Source organism: Rheinheimera sp. SA_1 (assembly GCF_001669775.1).
GTDB lineage: Bacteria > Pseudomonadota > Gammaproteobacteria > Enterobacterales > Alteromonadaceae > Pararheinheimera.
This window is the reverse complement of record NZ_LXWK01000020.1, coordinates 111764-131794: the sequence shown is the minus strand read 5'-3', so window position 1 is coordinate 131794 and position 20031 is coordinate 111764. Positions and strand designations below refer to the sequence as shown.

Annotated in this window: 16 protein-coding genes; 6 read left to right on the top strand and 10 right to left on the bottom strand. The window is 49.7% G+C overall.

What is annotated here, in order from left to right:
* Positions 1 to 119 precede the first annotated feature (119 nt).
* Both A5320_RS20345 and A5320_RS20340 read left to right on the top strand, forming a co-directional pair.
* Positions 120 to 2735, top strand: a complete 2616-nt coding sequence (locus tag A5320_RS20345; RefSeq protein ID WP_068069600.1) for a TonB-dependent receptor — start codon at positions 120 to 122, stop codon at positions 2733 to 2735.
* A 304-nt stretch (positions 2736 to 3039) separates the two neighbouring features.
* Positions 3040 to 4998, top strand: a complete 1959-nt coding sequence (locus A5320_RS20340; protein ID WP_068069598.1) for an alpha/beta hydrolase family protein — start codon at positions 3040 to 3042, stop codon at positions 4996 to 4998.
* Positions 4999 to 5075: 77 nt separating this feature from the next.
* Here A5320_RS20340 and pepQ read toward each other — a convergent pair whose 3' ends face one another.
* Entirely contained in the window at positions 5076 to 6398 is a 1323-nt protein-coding gene (gene pepQ, locus A5320_RS20335) for a Xaa-Pro dipeptidase (RefSeq protein WP_068069595.1), read from the bottom strand.
* A 116-nt stretch (positions 6399 to 6514) separates the two neighbouring features.
* A complete protein-coding gene (locus tag A5320_RS20330) occupies positions 6515 to 8428 on the bottom strand; it encodes a transglycosylase SLT domain-containing protein (RefSeq protein WP_068069592.1) in 1914 nt (637 codons plus the stop codon).
* 207 nt (positions 8429 to 8635) lie between these two features.
* Here A5320_RS20330 and fadB point away from each other — a divergent pair, with 207 nt between their 5' ends.
* Positions 8636 to 10789, top strand: a complete 2154-nt coding sequence (fadB, locus tag A5320_RS20325) for a fatty acid oxidation complex subunit alpha FadB (protein ID WP_068069590.1) — start codon at positions 8636 to 8638, stop codon at positions 10787 to 10789.
* A 15-nt stretch (positions 10790 to 10804) separates the two neighbouring features.
* The gene (gene fadA / locus A5320_RS20320) at positions 10805 to 11974 is read left to right on the top strand and encodes an acetyl-CoA C-acyltransferase FadA (RefSeq protein WP_068069588.1); all 1170 of its coding nucleotides are present in this window, start codon (positions 10805 to 10807) and stop codon (positions 11972 to 11974) included.
* A 292-nt stretch (positions 11975 to 12266) separates the two neighbouring features.
* Here the strand turns inward: fadA and A5320_RS20315 are convergent, their stop codons facing one another.
* The gene (locus tag A5320_RS20315; protein WP_068069586.1) at positions 12267 to 13004 is read right to left on the bottom strand and encodes a HEPN domain-containing protein; all 738 of its coding nucleotides are present in this window, start codon (positions 13002 to 13004) and stop codon (positions 12267 to 12269) included.
* Positions 13005 to 13783: 779 nt separating this feature from the next.
* On the opposite strand from A5320_RS20315, the gene A5320_RS22060 reads away from it, so the two are divergent.
* A complete protein-coding gene (locus A5320_RS22060; RefSeq protein ID WP_157606150.1) occupies positions 13784 to 13945 on the top strand; it encodes a hypothetical protein in 162 nt (53 codons plus the stop codon).
* Between the two features lie 717 nt (positions 13946 to 14662).
* Here A5320_RS22060 and A5320_RS20305 read toward each other — a convergent pair.
* Together A5320_RS20305 and A5320_RS20300 are read right to left on the bottom strand one after the other, a co-directional pair.
* A complete protein-coding gene (locus tag A5320_RS20305; RefSeq protein ID WP_068069581.1) occupies positions 14663 to 15148 on the bottom strand; it encodes a hypothetical protein in 486 nt (161 codons plus the stop codon).
* 305 nt (positions 15149 to 15453) lie between these two features.
* A complete protein-coding gene (locus tag A5320_RS20300) occupies positions 15454 to 15915 on the bottom strand; it encodes an Lrp/AsnC family transcriptional regulator (RefSeq protein WP_068069578.1) in 462 nt (153 codons plus the stop codon).
* A gap of 130 nt (positions 15916 to 16045) precedes the next feature.
* Between A5320_RS20300 and A5320_RS20295 the strand changes: the two genes are divergently transcribed.
* Positions 16046 to 16381: an NIPSNAP family protein gene (locus A5320_RS20295; RefSeq protein ID WP_068069570.1), complete on the top strand. Its 336-nt coding sequence runs from the start codon at positions 16046 to 16048 to the stop codon at positions 16379 to 16381.
* A gap of 91 nt (positions 16382 to 16472) precedes the next feature.
* On the opposite strand, the gene A5320_RS20290 is transcribed toward A5320_RS20295, so the two are convergent.
* From A5320_RS20290 to A5320_RS20270, 5 genes are all read right to left on the bottom strand, one after another.
* The gene (locus A5320_RS20290; RefSeq protein WP_068069568.1) at positions 16473 to 16919 is read right to left on the bottom strand and encodes a GNAT family N-acetyltransferase; all 447 of its coding nucleotides are present in this window, start codon (positions 16917 to 16919) and stop codon (positions 16473 to 16475) included.
* A gap of 93 nt (positions 16920 to 17012) precedes the next feature.
* On the bottom strand, positions 17013 to 17315 hold the full coding sequence (locus A5320_RS20285) for a YciI-like protein (RefSeq protein WP_068069691.1): 303 nt from the start codon (positions 17313 to 17315) through the stop codon (positions 17013 to 17015).
* 212 nt (positions 17316 to 17527) lie between these two features.
* Positions 17528 to 18193, bottom strand: a complete 666-nt coding sequence (locus tag A5320_RS20280) for an acetyltransferase (RefSeq protein ID WP_068069567.1) — start codon at positions 18191 to 18193, stop codon at positions 17528 to 17530.
* Between the two features lie 197 nt (positions 18194 to 18390).
* Positions 18391 to 19020 (bottom strand): acyltransferase, encoded by a 630-nt coding sequence (locus A5320_RS20275; RefSeq protein WP_068069565.1) that lies wholly within the window; start codon positions 19018 to 19020, stop codon positions 18391 to 18393.
* Between the two features lie 285 nt (positions 19021 to 19305).
* Complete coding sequence (locus A5320_RS20270; RefSeq protein WP_068069563.1) at positions 19306 to 19905, bottom strand: LysE/ArgO family amino acid transporter; 600 nt, start codon at positions 19903 to 19905, stop codon at positions 19306 to 19308.
* Positions 19906 to 20031 lie beyond the last annotated feature (126 nt).

Sequence of the window (20031 nt, the reverse complement as noted above, 5' to 3'; positions counted from 1 at the left end):
CGTTATTAGTCAGCGCGATAAGCTGACACCCCCCACGTAATTTTTTATTGAACAGGTTTTTCCTGTGATGGCTGCATGGCTTTTTCGCCTGCAGTACGTTGATTTTTTTGAGGTTGATCATGAAGTTTAAGTTTTCTGCTGTCGCATTTGCACTCAGCGGCCCGGTATTGCTACACCCTGTTTTTGCTGAAGACATCAGCAGCGCTGAAGTTCTGCCCGAGCGAATTGCCATTACCGGCTCGCATATCAAACGCGTGGATCAGGAAAACGCCACGCCGTTATTGCTGTTAACCGGCGACGAAATTCGCCAGAGCGGCAAAGTGACACTGACCGATGTACTGCGTGACCTGACCATTAACTCGGGCAACAGCTTTGACGAGCAATACACCGGTAGTTTCTCTGCCGGTTCGGCTTCGATTGGTTTACGCGGCTTAAGCCCGAAAAACACCCTGGTGCTGGTAAACGGCCAGCGGGTTTCCAGTTATGGTTTTGCGCTGAATACCCAGGACAACTTTGTTGATCTGAATGCTTTGCCATTAAGTTCAGTCGAGCGGGTGGAAGTATTAAAAGACGGCGCTTCGGCGGTGTATGGTTCAGACGCCATTGCCGGGGTGGTCAACATTATTCTGAAAAAAGATTATCAGCAAACCAGTCTCAGTGCGGTGGCCGGTAACGCCACTGCCGGCGGACTGGCGCAATATTCGGCTGGCTTGGTGACCGGTATTGGTGATGTCGATAGCGATGGTTATAACCTAAGCCTGAGTCTGGATTTGTTCACCCGCGAGCACTTAACCGCTGATCAGCGCGACCTATTAAAATCGGGTGATTTCCGCCATTTACCGGGTGGCCGGTTAGCGGGCTGGAGCACCGCCGGCGGCGCCTTTTTAGCTAACCCGGCGCAACCAGTGCCGGTGGCAAACTGCCCACAAGGTTCGATACTTCGGCCACGTAGTGATTTCAGCAGTGGCCAAACAGGCTCGGTCTGTGCTTTTAACACCCAGCCATTTAACAGCTTGCAACCTGAAGTCACCCGTCGTCAGGCCTCCATCAACGGCACTTGGCAGCTGAACAACCAATGGCAAGCAACGGCAGAAGTGCTGTACAGCTACAACGACTCAGCGATGACATTTGGTGCGCCGCTGACTGTCGGCCCGGGCCTGCGGGCTTATCAGCAAGCCACCGGTAGTCTGGTCGATATCGCGACAGTGTTGCCGGTCGGCCATCCAGACAATAGCAGCAATAAAGCGCTGCCATTCGAATACACCTTGTTCGATTTAGGGCCACGGCTGAAATCAAATAACCAGATTTTTAACCGCTTCTTAGCCGGCCTGAAATATCAGGGCGAAGACTGGGACATCAACATCAATGCGCTGCAATCTTCGAGCTTACAGCGCGAATATGTAGATAACTTCGTCAATCGTTACGAGTTTGAAAAAGTACTGGCCAACGGCAGTTATCGCTTTGATGGCCGGCAAAATTCGGCCGAAGTGCTGGACAAACTGCGCTTGCAAACCCGTCGCCCGGGTCGTTATGAATTGTCGTCGCTGAACCTGACCGCCAGCACGATTTTGCTGGAACTGCCGTATGGTCCGCTTGGTTTTGCCAGCGGCCTGGATTTACGCCGCGAAAAAATGGACGCCAGTACTTCACCGGAAGTGTTGTCCGGCACCGAATTACGCCCGGCAATTAATCTGGTGAAGGGTGAGCGGGAATTACTGGCCGGTTTTGCTGAATTCAGTGTGCCGCTCTATACCGATCTAACCGCCAGTGTTGCCGGTCGCGCCGATCACTATGATGATTCCGGCAGTGCGGTTTCGCCCAAGTTGGGGCTGCATTATGTGCTGAGTGACGATTGGTTGCTGCGCGGTTCCTGGTCACGAGGTTTCCGGGCGCCGGCTTTGCCGGAAATTGCTGATAGCAACACCATCAGTTATGGCACTGTGATTGACCCGAAAGATCCGCTGGAACCCGGTTCCCGCCGTGGTTTCACCAGTATCCGCAGTGGCAATAACGAGCTGCAGGCGGAGCGGTCGAACAACCTCAATGCCGGTGTCATTTGGTCGTTTCAACAGCACGCCAGTGTTGGGGTGGATGTATTCCGCATTGAACAGGATCAAATCATTGGCCCGGACAATGCCCAGTACATTATCAGTAACGAAAGTCAGTTTGCCGACCGTATCCGCCGTGACGCCCAGGGCCGGTTGCAGCTCATCACCAATCAATATAAAAATCAGGGCACTCGCACCACCTCGGGTTTTGATATCGACGCCAATTACCAACTGCAGTTGGCGGGTGGCCATCAGCTGAAGTTTAAAACCGTCTGGTCGCGGCTTTTGGATTACAAACAGGCACTGGTCGCCGGTCAGCCGGAAATTGATGGCGCCGGCAATAATCAGTTTGGCGCTTTGCCGGATTGGCGCGGCAATAGCAGCGTGAACTGGCAGCACGGCGATTGGCAAGCAAATCTGAGTGCCGATTTCACCAGCGGTTATAGCCAAAAAGTGGCCACTGCCAGCAGTAATCCAGGGTTAAAACTGCAGGTTGCCAGTTACACCCAGTGGAATAGCCAGCTGAATTACCTGGGTTTTGCCGATACGGTACTGACCTTGTCCGTCAACAATCTGCTGGATCGCGATCCACCGTTTGACGTCGCCGCCGGCGGTGACTATTTCGACACCAGCCTGTACAACCTGCGCGGTCGGGTCGTGAATTTGTCGGTGAATTATCAGTTTTAACCTGGAATTATAAGGCGTTACTCGTCGCGTAGCGGCAGTACGCCTTCAACTTCAACATATCAACCGCTGATGCTTGCGTTGGCTTTCACGACCTGTTTGATCGCTTGCGATTACGGACAACTAAAAATATGACTTTGATTTATTTTTTATAAGATAAATCAAAGTTTTAACTTTAAAATTTTTTCAAAAGCCCATTACTTGCAAAGTTTTTAGTCGGTTTTGGATACAAATTGGTATAAAATCAGTTACAACTTTCGGTGTTCATCACCGGCCAAATCCCCCTGCTTTACCATGAGACCATCAAATGCACCCTTTTTTATCCCAGGCTTTATCCCTGGCCTTGCTTCTCGCCACATTGCTGCCTGCGATCAGCTTTGCCGCTGAACCAAAGCCCGACATCACCACTTTATTGGCCCGAAACCCTGATTTTGGCGATGTGAAAATTTCGCCGGATGGCCGTTATCTGGCAGTTATTGTGTTCAAAGAAGACAAACGGCAGTTGCTGTGTCTGGAGCGCGAAACCATGAAAGCGGTGGGTGGCGTTCGATTAGTCGGTCACGATGAAGTGGGGTCATTTTTCTGGGCCAATCATGAACGGTTGGTGATGAAAGTAATCAGTCGTAAGGCTTGGGAGAAGGAACCTAAATACTATGGCGAACTGTTTGGCATTAACTGCGACGGTAGTCAGAAAAAACTACTTTTTGGCTATCGAGCCACAGACACCACGAAGGTTAATAACAGTGAAGGCAAACGTGCCTGGGCTGAATTAATTCACCTGTTGCCCAAGGACCCAAAACACATTTTAATCAGCTCCACTAACTGGAGCAAAAGTGGTGATGCTAAATCTGACGTTTACAAATTGGATATATACCGCGGCAAGATGACCAAAACCGGCCGTTCGCCCATTGGTTATGCCGATATTCTGGCGGATAGCGCGGGTATCCCAAAGGTTGCGAACGGCACTGATGAAACCTTTACCCAACGCGTCTATCTGGCCGGGGCGGATGGTGAATGGCTGGAAGATGAAACCCTGAATAAAATTGATGATTTTCAGGCGCTGCGGATGCTGCCGGACCAATCCGGCTTCTACTTTTATGGCCGCCATCAAACCGATCTGGCGGGTCTTTACCAGTTCCATTTTGCCGATAAGCGCATTACGCCGCTATACGAACCAGACAAAGTAGATGTCACCAATGCCCTGTTTAGTACCGATGGTGAAAGCATTTACGCAGCAAGGCTGGACGAAAACTATCCGTCTTATCTGCTGCTAAATAAAGAGTCTCCTGATACGCAGGTATTCAGGACCTTGACCCAAAAATTTGCCGGCGCTGATGTCAGCTTAACCAGCCGCACAGAAGACGGCCGGCTGCGGGTGGTACGGGTGGAAGCAGAGCAACTGCCGCCGGTGTATTTTTTACACGACAACCAAACCGGTAGCATCAACCGGATCCTGGACAGCCGACCGCATTTGCGTGGGATCAAACTAAAAGAAACCCACCCCATTGAATTCAACAGTACCGACAAAACGCTGATCCGTGGTTACCTGACCATAGGTGCTACCGAAGGCGGTGCACAACCGCTGGTGGTGTTACTGCACGGCGGACCTTATGGCGTTCGCGACTACTGGGGTTTTAACTCAGAAGTTCAGCTGCTGGCGATGGCAGGTTATAACGTGCTGCAAGTGAACTTCCGCGCTTCAGATGGCTACGGTGCAGCCTTTGAGGAAGCCGCTAATCATCACTGGGGCGACAGTGTGCAGCAGGACATTATTGCCGGCACCCGCTGGGCTATCAGCCAAGGCATTGCCCAGCAAGGGAATATTTGTATTATGGGCGGTTCGTTTGGGGCCTATTCCGCGCTGCAATCGGCCGCACTGGCGCCGGAGCTTTATCGCTGTGCGATTGGGGTGGCAGGGATTTACGATCTAACACTGCTGACCAAAAAAGGTGACATCACCCGATTGGCTTATGGCGAAGCCTATCTAGACCGGGCTATTGGTCAGAATGAAGCTTTATTAAAGAGTTTTTCACCGGTATACCGGGCCGACAAAATCAAAGCCAAGGTGTTGTTGATCCACGGCGAGAACGACGAGCGCGCACCGCTGGTTCATGCGGAAGAGATGCAAGAAGCGCTGGAGGAAGCGGGCAATCCGGCCACATTGTCAGAATATGATGATGAAGGCCACGGCTTTTACGCCGAAGAAAACCAGATCCGCTATTACCAGCAAGTGCAGCAGTATCTGAGTACGCAGTTAAAGCAATAAGTTTGTAAACTTAGGGGTCAGAGTCAATTGTTAACAGATATCTGTTAACAATTGACTCTGACCCCGCCATTAACAACTTACAGCAGACCTAAATCCCGGGTCATATTCTCGTTCCGATCCCGGTGCACAATCACGTTATCTTCAATGCGGATGCCGCCGAATTTGCGCATCGCATCAACTTTGCGCCAGTTCACATACTTACCGTGTTCGGTTTCTTTCAGCTGTGCCAGCAGCGAATCGATGAAGTACAAACCAGGTTCGATGGTGAACACCATGCCGGGTTCGACTAAACGAGTGGAACGCAGGAAAGGGTGATTGTCAGGCGCGGAAACGTGAGTGCCGCGCTCGTCGGCCATAAAACCACCGACATCATGTACTTGCAGGCCTAAATGGTGACCAATACCGTGCGGGTAAAAAGTACGGCTGATTTCGGTTTCAACAATAGCGTCGGCACCCAGCTGCACCAGATCAAAATCGGCCAGTACATTAGCCACCAGTTGATGCGATTTTAAATGCACTTCGGTGTATTTAATGCCCGGTTTTAAACTATCCACCAGCTGCAGTTCAATCGCATTCATCGCCTGGATCAGCGCGGCGAATTCGTCGTTTTTGGCGCTGTAAGTGCGGGTGATATCAGCGGCGTAACCATGGAACGAAGCACCGGCGTCAATTAAAAATGAATGATGATCGGCAGGCTTTTGCCGCTCCAGCACGGTGTAATGCAAAATGGCCGCGTTTTGATTCAGCGCAATAATATTGCTGTACGGCACTTCGTTTTCGCTTTGACCAACAGCCGCTAAATACGCCAGCTGAATATCAAATTCGCTGCCGCCTGCACGAAACGCGGCTTCGGCGGCACGGTGTCCCTGCACTGCGACAAGGTTGGCTTCACGCATGCAAGCCAGTTCGTAATCGGTTTTATAAGCACGGTGATAGTGCAGGTAGCTTAACACCCCTTCCGGGTTCAGTTCGGTAAAACCGAGCGCCCGCGCCAGTTCCAATTGTTCGCCGAGGTAGGCAATCCGCGCTTTGTCGTACGGCAGAATTTGTTCAACTTTGGTCGGTTTATCAATGATTTCAATATCAAAAAAGCCTGACCAGAAATCGGTTGGCGCATCCGGCACTTTGTGCCAAAAATCGACCGGCAAATAATAAACCAGCTTGGGTTTGTTCACACCATCGACCATTAACCAGCAATGCGGATTGTCGACCAGCGGCAACCAGGCTTTAAACAGCGGATTCACCTTAAACGGGTAGTCCATGTCGTCCAGAAACTGTCGTTTGGCCTGGCCGGAATGAATGACCAGCGCATCGAGATTTTCCCGTGCCAGCACCGCCTTGGTGCGTTGTTGCAGTTCAAACAGGTGAGCGGCGTACAAAGGTTGGTAAGCTGGTCGCATGGCTTTTCCCATTGTTGATTATTATTGGCGATGCCGTGTTCGCGGGCAGCGAAACGGCATGTACACATTCATCTTATCCGGCATCAAGAATACTGCAATCACTGCGCCAACAGCAATCAGGTCGTCTCGCCAACCTGCATCGTACTCAGCGGCACAAACACATCTGTCGGTTGATTCATCCGGATATTGTAAATCTGATAATAAGCCAACACCGCTTTGACGTACTCGCGGGTTTCTTTAAACGGAATGGTTTCAATCCAAATATCCAGCGGCATCTGGCGGTTTTTCGGCAGCCAGGTTTTCACTCTGCTGTAACCGGCGTTATAGGAGGCCGTCGCGAATACCAGATTGTTATCGTTCTGGCGCATTAAATAATTCAGATAGTCAGTACCCATATCGATATTGGTATTGGGGTTGTATAAGGTTTCAACCGGCACCCGCCGCCCGGTAATATGTTTGGCGGTTTGCGGCATAATTTGCATCAAACCATGGGCACCAACCGGAGATTTGGCGGTAGGAATAAAGGTACTTTCGCGGCGGGTAATCGCCATCGCCCAGGCCGGATCAACTCGGGCGGCTTTGGCATGCTTTTGAATTTCCTGATTAAACACCATCGGGAAACGCATATCGACATCATCCCAATACCCGGCATCGGCCAGTGCAAAAATAGCGCGGTCGTACCAGCCTTTATCATAAGCGTATTTCGCCGCACCAAATTTTTGCGTCTCCGAGCCATATTTTTGCAGGAAACTCAGCTCACGCTTCGCGGCATTCGGCCGGCCAATCGCCTGCCACTCATACATCCGGGCGATGGAATCACTCTTTTTAAACGCCTGATATTGCTCAGCGCTAATCGGCACCGGCCGATGCGCCAAACTAGGTTTCAGCCCTAATTTTGCCGCCGCCATAAAGCCATAATAACTGCGCTGCACTGCCACTTTCGCCAGCAACTGATCGCCTTTTTCCAACAAGCCGGTTTGCTGGTAAGCCCGCGCCAGCCAGTACTGCAGACTATCATCGCTTTGGCTTTCCGCTGGCAGTTCCAGAATCAAATCCTGCACCTGTTGCCATTGGTTTTGCCGCAGCAACCAGGTTAGTTGCCACTGAATAAATAAGTCGTCTTTGAGCTCAACCGGCACCATCGGCATAAATTTGGCGGCACGCGGGTCGTCTTTACTGGCCAGTGCTATCGCAAACTGCCGCGCTACATCAATGCGCTGCGACTTGGTAAACTGTGGATCGGATTCAAACCGTTGCCATACCCGCAGCGCTTGCTCTGGTTGTTTCCAGATCATTTTTTTCAGCGCATAAGCCAGTATTTCCCGTTCCCAACGATGTTTCAGCGGCAGGAATTTTTGCCGTTGCACTAAGCCCGGGTTTTCAATCACATGCTTCCATTTATCACCGAGGTACTGCAGGTTTTTTGGCAGCAGGGTGCGCAGGTAAGGAATAATGCGCACATCTCCGCCATCGGCCACTTTACTTAACCGTGCCCAAATCACTTCCGGCGTGCGTTGACCGGCTTTTTGCCAGCGTGAAAACAGCGGATCACATTCTTTTGGCAACGATTTACCGACAGTCCACAGCTGCGTCACTTCCGGCCACACGTCGGCCGGCGGCTGGTTGATTAACCGCAGTTGCAGCGCATAACAATCCAGCACCACATCGGTGCCCATCGCATAGTTTTTTAAATAGGGTTGAGTTAAACCAACACCGGCCAGATACATCAGCCAGCGTTTTTTTAAGGTCCACTCCAGTGGCGTGCCCTGGTGGCGTTTGATGAACTCTTTGACTTTGACGGTGTCTTTCAGCGAGCGGCTCAGCACTTCCAACTCGATATAGGGCTTGAGCGGATACTGGTGTAAATCGCGCAGCATCTTGCCGGCTTGCTCCGGCGTGACCTTATGAATGCTCTTCTCGGCCTTGAGGAAACGCTCGCGCAGCACCTGATCGGACGGTGCTGCCTGGGTGCTGATACTGCAAATAGCCGTCAGTAAACAGAGCAGCAGACGGCCCCGTGTGCGTAGCATGGTTGTACCTGAAAACCTGAAGTTCGGTTGCCACATCTGTATAAATACCACCTATAGTTACACAGGCGTCGACGGCAAATTCAAACAAGCGTTTAAATAACGGTTGAATTTTTTTCTGAACCGCGACACACTGGACCCGCACAAGACTCATCTGACCTGTTGCGAAAATAAAAGCATCTGTCACCTACGCGACGAAGGAGAACATCCATGATCTACCAGAGTTCCAGCATTACCGTGCAATACATTGCTGACGGTATTGCCGAGTTTACCTTTAACGCAGCCGGCTCGGTAAATAAATTTGACCAGCAAACGCTGGCTGATTGCCGCGCAGCGCTGGAAATCCTGCATAAAGATGAAAAACTCAAAGGCCTTATTTACAACAGCAGCAAAGAGACCTTCATCGTTGGTGCTGATATTACTGAATTTCTTGCCACTTTCAAAAAACCAGAAGCCGATTTAATCCCGTGGATTAAACAAGCTTCGGACATCTTTGACCTCGCCGAAGACTTACCGGTTCCAACCATCGTTGCATTAAAAGGTTTTGCCTTAGGCGGCGGTTGTGAATGGTCATTGACTGCGGATTACCGCGTGGCCGATACCACCACCAAAATTGGTCTGCCAGAAGTGAAACTGGGCCTGATGCCAGGTTTTGGCGGTACCGCCCGTTTACCACGCATTGTCGGTGCTGACACCGCGATGGAGTGGATCACCACCGGTAAAGAACGTGGCGCTGAACAAGCGTTAAAAGAAGGCGCAGTCGATGCCGTGGTTGCTCCGGATAAACTGATGGCCGCAGCCTTATCGATGGTGCAAGACGCCATTGCCGGCAAGTTGGATTGGCGCAAAAAGCGCGCAGCTAAATTGTCGCCATTAAAACTGAATAAAACCGAAGCCATCATGAGCTTCAACACCGCCAAAGGCATGGTGTTCGCTACCGCCGGTAAACATTACCCGGCGCCGATGGTTGCAGTAGAAACAATTGAAAAAGCCGCACGGTTAGACCGTGCCGGTGCTGTCGCGCTGGAAAACGCCGGTTTTGCCAAACTGGCAAAAACCGATGCTGCCACCGCGCAAATTGGTTTGTTTTTAAACGATCAGCTGATCAAAGGCAAAGCCAAACAAGCCGGCAAACTGGCGAAAAAAGCCATCAACAAAGCTGCCGTGTTAGGCGCTGGCATTATGGGGGGCGGTATTGCTTACCAGTCTGCTTCCAAAGGCGTGCCAGTGGTGATGAAAGACATCGCTGACAAAGCATTGCAACTGGGCATGGGCGAAGCCATTAAGCTGTTAGGCAAATTGGTTGAGCGCAAACGTTTAGATGCGGCCGGTATGGCTAAAGTGATTGCTTCTATTACACCAACACTGTCGAACGAAACCGTCAAAGGCGTCGATATCGTGGTCGAAGCTGTGGTCGAAAACCCGAAAATCAAAGGCACAGTGCTGAAAGAAATTGAATCAGTGGTTGGCCCGGATGCGATTATCACTTCCAACACTTCGACGATTTCCATCAATACCTTAGCGGCAAATTTAGAAGATCCCAGCCGTTTCTGCGGTATGCACTTCTTTAACCCGGTACATCAGATGCCGTTGGTGGAAATTATCCGCGGTAAAGATACTTCGGATGAAACCATCGCAGCTGTGGTGGCTTACGCTGCCAAAATGGGTAAATCGCCGATTGTGGTCAACGACTGCCCGGGTTTTTACGTCAACCGTGTGTTGTTCCCGTATTTCGCTGGTTTTAGCAAACTGGTGCTGGATGGTGCTGACTTTGCCAAAGTCGACAAAGTGATGGAAAAACAATTTGGTTGGCCAATGGGCCCGGCCTATTTGCTGGATGTGGTTGGTTTAGACACCGCCCATCATTGTACCGACGTGATGGCCGCTGGTTTCCCAACGCGGATGGCCAAAGTCGATAACGATCCAGTGAGCGCTATGTATAACGCGCAGCGTTTTGGTCAGAAAAACGGTGTCGGTTTCTACGCTTACAGCAAAGATGCCAAAGGCAAACCGAAAAAAGATTTGGATGCCGCCAGCGCCGCGTTATTAGCAGGCGTTGCAGCACCAGCCAAAGATTTCTCCGCCGATGAAATCATTGCCCGCACTATGGTGCCAATGATCAACGAAGCCATTCGTTGTTTAGAAGAAGGCATTGTGGCATCAGCAGCTGAAGCTGATATGGGCTTGATCTACGGTTTAGGTTTCCCTCCGTTCCGCGGTGGTCCGCTGCGTTATGCTGACACCATTGGCCTCGCCAACTTTGTCGCTTTAGCTGACCAATATGCACACTTAGGTGAAATCTACCAGGTGACTGACAAAACCCGCGCTATGGCTGCCAACGGCCAAGTGTTTTACCCGGTTTAATTGCGGAGAATTACCATGAAACAAGCTGTGATTGTCGACTGCATCCGGACCCCAATGGGTCGCTCCAAAGCCGGTATTTTCCGTAATGTCCGTGCTGAACAACTGTCTGCTTATGTAATGAGCGGTATTTTAGAACGTAACCCAGGCCTTGATCCAAGCGAGATTGACGACGTGATTTGGGGTTGTGTGCAACAAACGCTGGAACAGGGTTTTAACGTAGCGCGTAACGCCGCGTTATTAGCCGGTATTCCGCATTCAGTGCCTGCAGTTACGGTAAACCGCCTGTGTGGCTCGTCGATGCAGGCGCTGCATGACGCGGTGCGTTCTATCGCTATGGGCATGGGCGAAGTGTATTTAATCGGCGGTGTGGAGCATATGGGCCACGTGCCAATGACCCACGGTGTCGATTTCCACCCTGGCCTCGGTGTTTCAGTAGCCAAAGCCGCTGGCATGATGGGCTTAACCGCTGAATTACTTGGTAAAATGCATGGCATTAGCCGCCAGGATCAAGACGAATTTGGTGCCCGTTCGCACCGTCTGGCGTATGAAGCGACCTTAGAAGGTCGGTTTAAAAACGAAATTCTGCCTTGTTTAGGCCACGACGCCGATGGCGTATTAAAACTGTTTGATACGGACGAAGTTATTCGTCCGGAAACCACAGTGGAGTCATTAGCAGCGCTGCGTCCGGTCTTTGATCCAGCCAACGGTACTGTGACTGCTGGTACTTCTTCGGCGTTATCTGATGGCGCTTCTGCCATGCTGGTGATGAGCGAAGACAAAGCCCGCGCTTTAGGCCTGAAAATTCGCGCCCGCGTGATTGGTATGGGTGTGGCCGGTTGTGATCCATCAATCATGGGTTACGGCCCGGTACCAGCGTCGAAAAAAGCATTAAAAGCCGCTGGTTTAGACATCGGTCAAATCGACTTCTTTGAGCTGAACGAAGCTTTTGCTGCCCAGGCGCTGCCGGTAATGAAAGACTTAGGTTTGCTCGAAGTGAAAGAAACCAAGGTTAACCTCAACGGTGGCGCTATTGCACTGGGTCACCCGCTGGGTTGCTCCGGCTCACGTATTTCCACCACGTTACTGAACGTGATGGAAAGCAAAGGCGGCAAATACGGTTTAGCCACTATGTGTATTGGGTTGGGCCAAGGTATTGCTACTGTTTTTGAGCGGGTTGATGCATAAATCATTCGATGATTGATGTTTCAATGAAAAGGGCTGATAAATTATCGGCCCTTTTTTATTGGTTTTGTGCGAGATATCCGTCTGTAAAAATACACGTAGGTGCGATAAGCGCAGCGCCATCGCACAGCAACAATAGGATGAAGATAGCACCCCGTCAGCCATTACCGGGACCAACCACCGACAACTACTCCGTTCGCCCGTTCGCGCCTCCGGCGCTCACTGTTGAATGCTCACTGCGCAGTTGCCGGTGGTTGGTTGGGGATTTTTCTAATCATCAAATATCCGATGGTTGCTAGCCGTTTTTGTATGCATTTTTTATTTCATCTGGGACAAATGTATATTTCGACACTTCCTCGATAATTTCCGGGTACAGAGAAAACGGAGAATTTTCAGCCATTTTGCCACTTTTCATAAGTACTGACTTTCTGTTGGAATTTGTGTAGTAGAGATTGCACCAAACTAAATCAGGTCTTGCCCTGGATTTTCGATTCTCCAGTGTTTTTTCAAGATACCCGCCCGGCACGAGAGTATTTATTTTGTTTGGTTTTTCGATGGATCTAATAGCTTCGTATTTGTCGTTGCATAACGAAACAAAATGGTCTCCAGAATAAACATACAACTCAGCATTACAAAAGCGGCGCAATTCCCAAACAGCACGATCTAGCTTTGCTAGTTCACAGTCGTTTATAAACCAGGAGATCTCTAAATATCGAAATCTTGCGCCATACTCTTCAAGACGAGCTATGAATTTCTTTGTTTGCTCCGATAGCGCTATATCTAGCTTCTCGGAAATAAGCTCCAAGCTCCGGTTTACTTCGTGCTTTATGTGATCTTTTTTAGGCTTTGGGATGCGAGTGAGAATTGCAATACATTTGGCATATTTCTCAAGAGCATGAAGCGCAGACCAATGGAACTGCGGGAATAGATCGGTCTTATATGCCATGCGGGCGAGAATATAATCTTTATCAGCTGTATCTCGAAAAGCTCTCAGAGCAAAACTGTTTACCTTTTGCATCATATTGTGAGACATGCATATCCTCTAATCGGCCTACATTTATTGCCTCTGATGGGATTCAAACTATCTGTTATTGTCTTTATGTTCAACAACATTGTTCAGTTAAGGGTACAGGAAGGTTGTGCCCGTGGAATGCCGGAACAAGTTAAAAAAAGTTACTGAAGCGGCCGGGTGACAGCAAAAGCAGACCGTTTGCGGCATGGATGCCGCAATCGAGCCTACAGGGACGTATTTACGGTGTGTCTGCGTTGCTGTTACCCGTGCCGCTTAAGCCGATCGGATTAGTGATCGAAACGCACAGAAAGTGACGAGCCAAGAGAGCCAATCAGCTTATCATCTGGTTCATCTCGCCATAACTCAAATGACTCACTGCAGGTTGCAATGCACCGGTTTGCTGAAATATTTGCATCTGAGCCAATACATGGCCATATGCGGATTCTGCCATGAAGGACCCTGCGCTATAACATTTGACACCTATGGCGAATATTTCGTCGGCGCTCGCCACACCCGATAATGCCATCACGCTCAAATGGCGGCCTCCGTGGACACCCAGCCGAATATCGCTCAACCTTGATCATTGCGTTGGGTGCACTGCTAGTTGCTGGGATCCCTCAGCGAAAATGGCCTCTGTTCACGTTTGCTAACGCACAGACTAGAGTGCGTCCGAGCACTATCCTAACGCCTCACCTTATAGACATGTTGATTTTTCGTGCAGTCATATTGCAGTGGTGAATCAGTTTTACTGTTCACAATGAACAACATAGTGTATTTCACTTACTATCAGGAGGCCTGTCATGGCTAACCAGAAAGATCAAAGTGGTCGTCCGGCAATGGACGAAGACAAACGTAACAGCGGAAATAAAGATCAAAAGAATCAGCAAAAACCCGACCAACCAAAACCTGCTTTGAGTCCCGATAAAAAGCCTCAGTCTGGCTCGCACGGTCGTAATTCGTAATACTATTTGTTGTCTAAAGCCCGGCCTTTATGGTCGGGTTTATGACTCAGTGCTACTGCTATGGACCTTAATGGACGGGGCCTCCATCGACACCCAACCGAATACAGCCAAACCTTGACATTAATATTTCAGCAACCATCGTAAAAGCCTGCCCTCGACACGGACCGTCAAGGAAATCCCAATGCCCTCGCCCCGAAAATCGCTGATATCAGTAGATACTGCGCCCAATGATCACATCGTTAGCCGCTGTGTGCGCCGCACATTTTTGCTTGGTGTTGTCGATAGCAAAGATTTCAGCCACCGATGCGATTGTGGCCAGGCTTGTTGAGCTTACCCAATTGTTTTGTGTCGATATTTCCGCCAATGCCGTTATGTCTAATCACTACCACTTGGTCGTGCAAATTCAAAAACAGCGCGCATTGAATTTGTCGATGACAGATGTAGCGAGGCGATGTAGTTCTTTGTATTAATTACATTTTTTGGTCAATCGTTATGCCAGCGATGAGCTGTTAACCGCCATGACTGCACACGCTTGACACCTAAAAATCTGCTGCTCACAAATTAGACTCTATGTGCTCGTAGAGATGTATCATTACCTGGACTTTGCTGCGCCTTTTGGCCGACATAAGAACAGCACGTCATGTGGGCAGTAAGGCGCTGCTGTCTATGACTCAATACCGCTTAACATGAACGGATGTCGACCACCAAAGATAAGTTTTATTGCCGGTACATTTGCATGCGCCAATTCACTTCCCAGGTTTTGCCCTGATCAGCAGACATCGCTTGCTCCCAGCGCGGGGTTTCGGTGTCGGTATCAAACCATGTATAGCGAACCCGAATAGGTTTGCCGTCCAGCTCATCATCACATTCGAAGATGCCAATGCCATTTTCAAACTTGCCTACGACGGGCGGCATTAAACTACCGGCGCCATTAAGACCGGCGTTGATATTGTCGAGCCAATAAATACTCCACAATTGTGTTTGCGGATTGAACAAACGCAGCGACATGCCGACAAAATCCGGGCGCCAGCAGGGTGCGAGGAAATCATCGTAATTGCCGATGCCGCCTGGCAGCAATCGCATCTCTTGGCTCGCTTCGAAGTGCTCCCAGTCGTCGGACTGTTGCAAACGATGACGCAGCCGTTGGTTTTCTATCCGCCAGCGGCCAACGAAAAAATCAAAATCATGTTTAGGGTCATTCAAACTGTGTTTTCCTTGATTGAGAGATGGTGCCGCATGGGCAAAAGACGAACGAGATCATAAGGCACCAGGCCCTGTCAGGACATAGACAATGCCAAGTAGTTGCCCCTGGTTAGCCACGGATTTCACAGATTTATACTGGTTTTACTTTGGATTTCGCAAAAGCGGCGGAAGCTTGCTAAATTGCCTCGCGAGCAAGGGCTTTAAGGTCGAAAAAACACTGCGCATTTGTTGAGCATAGGTGGCGCTGATACTGCAAATTGCCGTTGGCAGGCGCCAGTTTTGAGGAGCCAGTTCTGTGGCGCGAGTCAGGAGGATTTCGGCAGTTGATCACCATGGCAACGCGGACGGTTTTCAAACTGAGATGACAGCACCATCGAGGTACTGGTTTTGCCTAGTTTACCCAACGACATTAACACATTTTGTAAATGTTCCGGCGAGGTGACACCGATGTGCATCAGCGCGCAGTGATTGCCGGTGGTCGCGTGCAGCGCTAACACTTCGGCATGAGCTGCGGCCCAAGCATCCAAGGCGGCATGTGAATCCACCACAATGTTGATAAAGGCTTCAAAGCTATAACCCAAGGCGCGCAAATTGACTCGTGTTTGGTAGCCCGTAATCACCTCTGCCTCTTCCAAACGCCGCACACGTTCTGTCACAGCTGGCGCAGTGAGATGGACTTGCCGGCCAATTTCGGTGTAACTGATACGCGCATTGCTTTGCAACAGGGCGATAATTTTACGGTCGTAGTTATCAAGTTCAAAAGCCATAGTAAACCTAGTGAAATATCTTGAATTCAGTGGTTATATCGCCGTAAATGCTTGGGATTTGCACTGTATCGGTAGGTGGTTCCCACTTACCATATTGGCTTGTTATTGCCACTTTAGCAGATGTTCAGCGATGAAAAATATTATTGAAATTCGCAGTTACCAATTAAAACCAGGCACTGGGTCAGAGTTCCATCAATTGTTACATGAAAAATCCTTGCCGCTACTGGCCACCGCGGGGATTGATGTGGTGCTCGCCACTGCCTCATTGCAAACCCCAGACACTTATATGTTGGTGCGGGCTTATCAAAGCGTATTGCATTGTGAGCAAAGCCAGCAGGCGTTTTATGCCAGTGATGCCTGGCAAAACGGGCCGCGGGCCGCCATTTTAGCCTGCATAGCAAGCTGCAATACCATGGTGTTGGCGGCCGATGCTACTTTGATCAAAAGTTTACGCCATCATCCCTAGAAACGAACGGAGTTTAACCGTACTCAGTACACGTCTTCGGCGCTCACCTTTAAATGCCCGCTGTGCAGTTGCGGGTAGTTGGTTTACTAAATTAAAGCTTTAATTCCATATCTATGCGGTGCATGCCAATTCCCCAGCCATTTTCAATCATCTGAAGCTGCACAGCGCCATTCTTAGCAAAAAATGGCGCTGATAAATGACTGGCAGCTATTTTGATTCCAACAATATTGGCGGCTTTTCCGATCCGGATTGTTCGGTCCATAAATACTGAACCAATCCCTAATCCCTGCACTTTAGCTGAGACTAAAATCCAATTGAGATGGCGCCATGCTTGATCTGCACCCACTAGACCATAAGCACCAATAACAGCGCCATCCAACATACATACTTCATAGCCTGAAGGGGCGGCATCGAGAAATTGTGCATAATCAGCACGTTCATTGGGGGAAAAAAACGCAGGGCAGTTCTCGTCAAACAACCTAAGACAGGCATCTTTATCATTGGCGGCATAACATCTAAAACTGATTGCAGTATTCAACGAAGACCCCCTTGATAAAAAAGAACATCTAAAAAGTGGGTAGAGTAAATCAACGAAACAAAGCATATAACGTTCATTTGCCCAAACTCGATATTATGCAGGCTTAACAGGCGTCGCCGCGCCATCCCCAACCACAGTGTTCCAGGGTTTCACTTGCCAGCGGGCGACCAGGCCGTTCAGCACATAGGGATCAGCTTTAGCAAAAGCGGCCGGAATTTCGGCACTATCGCAGCGAAACAGCAACATGGCGCCGTCTGCCGGATCGCCGATAGCACCACCTAACAACAACTCACCACGCTCAGCGGCCTGCCAAGCCAGCGCCAGATGAGCCATCCGGAATTCACCGCGTCGCGCTAAATAATCTGTGGCGATGTCGTATATCAACAGAAAGTGCATCAGCATATCTCCTGCAATGATTGTAGAAAGGGTCGGGCTGAATCATCGGAATAAGGCAAATGGCTTTGATTGACTCCGGCCTGATAGTGCATCACCAATCGGATAACCCAAGCCAAATTCAGCGAAGCGCCGGTTCAAGTCATGGGCTCCTGGGGTAAACCACAGAGTGACAACTGCAAGGTGCCAACACCATCGTTCAGCACCCGCTGGTATTAGTCTCGGATCAAAGGCTTCGCAGGATTTCCAATCACAGTGACTCCGGGCGGAACACTTTTTGTCACCACAGCACCCATGCCGACTACCGCACCGCGTCCAATAACAATGGGTTTATCGGTACCGTCGCGGATAATTGCGCCAGTCCCAATGTAAGCATGATCTTCTATCACCACATGCCCATTACACATGACACCGGGGGCAAATGTTACGAAATCGCCAATCACACAATCATGAGCCACGTAGGAGTAGATGTTGCCATGGAAGAAGCGGCCAATTTTTGCGTTAGAAGTTACATTGGTAAAGCTGCAGAAAATTGCGCCATCGCCGATGCTGTTTCCATCCAATGACACATGATTAGGTGCATGGATAGAGAATGGCGTTGCGACATCTGCCGGGATACTGTTTGCGATGCGCTCTCGAACAGCAGAATTTCCAATCGAAATATTGAATCGACGCTCCGAAACGGGTGCCGTAAGAAACTCTGTCATGCTCATGACACGATAACCATTAACTCTTTGGTTTTGCGTGAAATACTGATCTTCGACTACAAACACCAGCTCGGAATCATGTTCAATACCATCCCAAATTGGCAACCAATGTGCTGCGAGGGGCATGACTTCCTTACCGAACCCACCAGCTCCGATAACACCATAAAGTTTCATTTTTTCGTCCTGTTACAATTCAATGTAAAGCTAGCTGCTGGATAAACGATTGTATTGTGAGGCCGGACAAAAAACGAGGTCATCAACACAATCCGAAAAGCAGTGCAGCCTGCACCTACATCGATAGTAGCATCAACAACGTCTTGCTCTGAGCAATTTGTTAATTTTTAACAATACTCTCTTTGTAAAGCATAAGGTTACAGCTTAACTTCGAGTGGTCGCTTTTCCGTTTGAGCATCCTGATGGGCGTTCTCTTGTTGTAATTCTGCCTCTAACTCCAGCAAGCGTTTTGACCTGCCTTTAAGTCGTTTTGCCGGACTGCCGAAAAAAACACCCCATGCTTCAAGGCTTTTGGTAACCAGCGATAACGCACCGACAGTTGCTCCTTCACCGATTGATACTTTAGGCAAAACTACAGTTCCAGCGCCAATAACGACATGTCGCTCAAGCGTGACAGCACCACGGGTCAAGTGAGTATATTTTTCTGGCACGGTCGGGTTGGTTAAATGTTTACCGCTGTAATCATCAGTTCTGCTGTATATCTGCACCCCATGTGAGAGGCCGCTGAAGTCCGCCATGCGGATCCCATCCCCTGCCGACAGCAAGCAATATGCACCAATATGAATATGTGAACCGAGTTCCAGCCAACCGCTCCCGGCGGCGATAATAGTGCAATAGCCATCAATTCGAACATTGTCACCAATTTCGATGTTCTCAAGGCCGATGATTGTGCAGTTCTTGGCAATTCGGACATTACTTCCAAGTCTTTTGAATCCTGCAAATTTAAGGTCATGTTCGCTGAAATAACCTATTTCAAATGGGTTCATAATTTCTCCTTTTTAGGCTCCATACCGGATCCTGCAACTTACTCGGTATAAATGACGTAACGATTGGTGAGAGCATCCGATAAATGACATTGTAAAAGAAAATTTTTCTTTTTTGATAAGCATAAAGGTACATTTCTACCTTGCTTTAACAGAGATTTTCAACGGGACAGAACCGGGGCCGAACACAGTGTTGAAAAGGCCGCGAGCTTATATCACGCGCCATCTGCATTTGCCAATGGCCTTAACATTAACTTGCAAATGGCTGCTTCGCGCCTTGTTTTCCGTTTAAGCCACCGCCAGCTTCAGCGCTATCCCGGTTAAAGTCAGCGCCACCAGTGCATCAAAGATCCGCCAGCGTTTGGGTGAACTCAACACTGTTTTTAACTTTGGAGCCAAAGCAGTCAGACTGCTGAACCACATGAACGAGGCCAGACAAGCGCCAGCAGTGAACCAGGCCGGTTGTGGTTGCAAGGTGCCAACTCCGCCAATCAGTACCACGGTATCGAGATAGACATGCGGGTTGAGCAAAGTAATAGCAAGTGCCGTCAAAGCAGTTTGCTGCCAGGGTTTGACCTGCACTTGTTGCGTTGCCAGTAGCCCCGCACTGCCTTGCCAGGCTCGCCGTCCAGCGCCGTAGGCCAACCATAACAACATCAGTACGCCACACCAGGTCAGCACCGGCACCAGCGGCGGAATAATTTGTTGTAACCACTGCACGCTATAAACCCCGGTGACAATCAGCAGCGCATCACAGCTGATACAAACAAGCGCAATCACCAGCCGGTTGGCACCGGCCATACTTTGGCTTAGCACCCAGATATTTTGCGCCCCGATGGCCACAATCAGACTAAGCCCGACGGTAAAACCGGTAAAAAATGACAACATGGTTTAGCTCCATAACAAGGCAGGTCTGCGATCGGCCATTTGCCGGGCGTTTGCGCAGCAGCCACACAACACTGGTCATAGTCTAAAGATCCGCACTACAATGAATCCAACGAATAATTTTCAGAT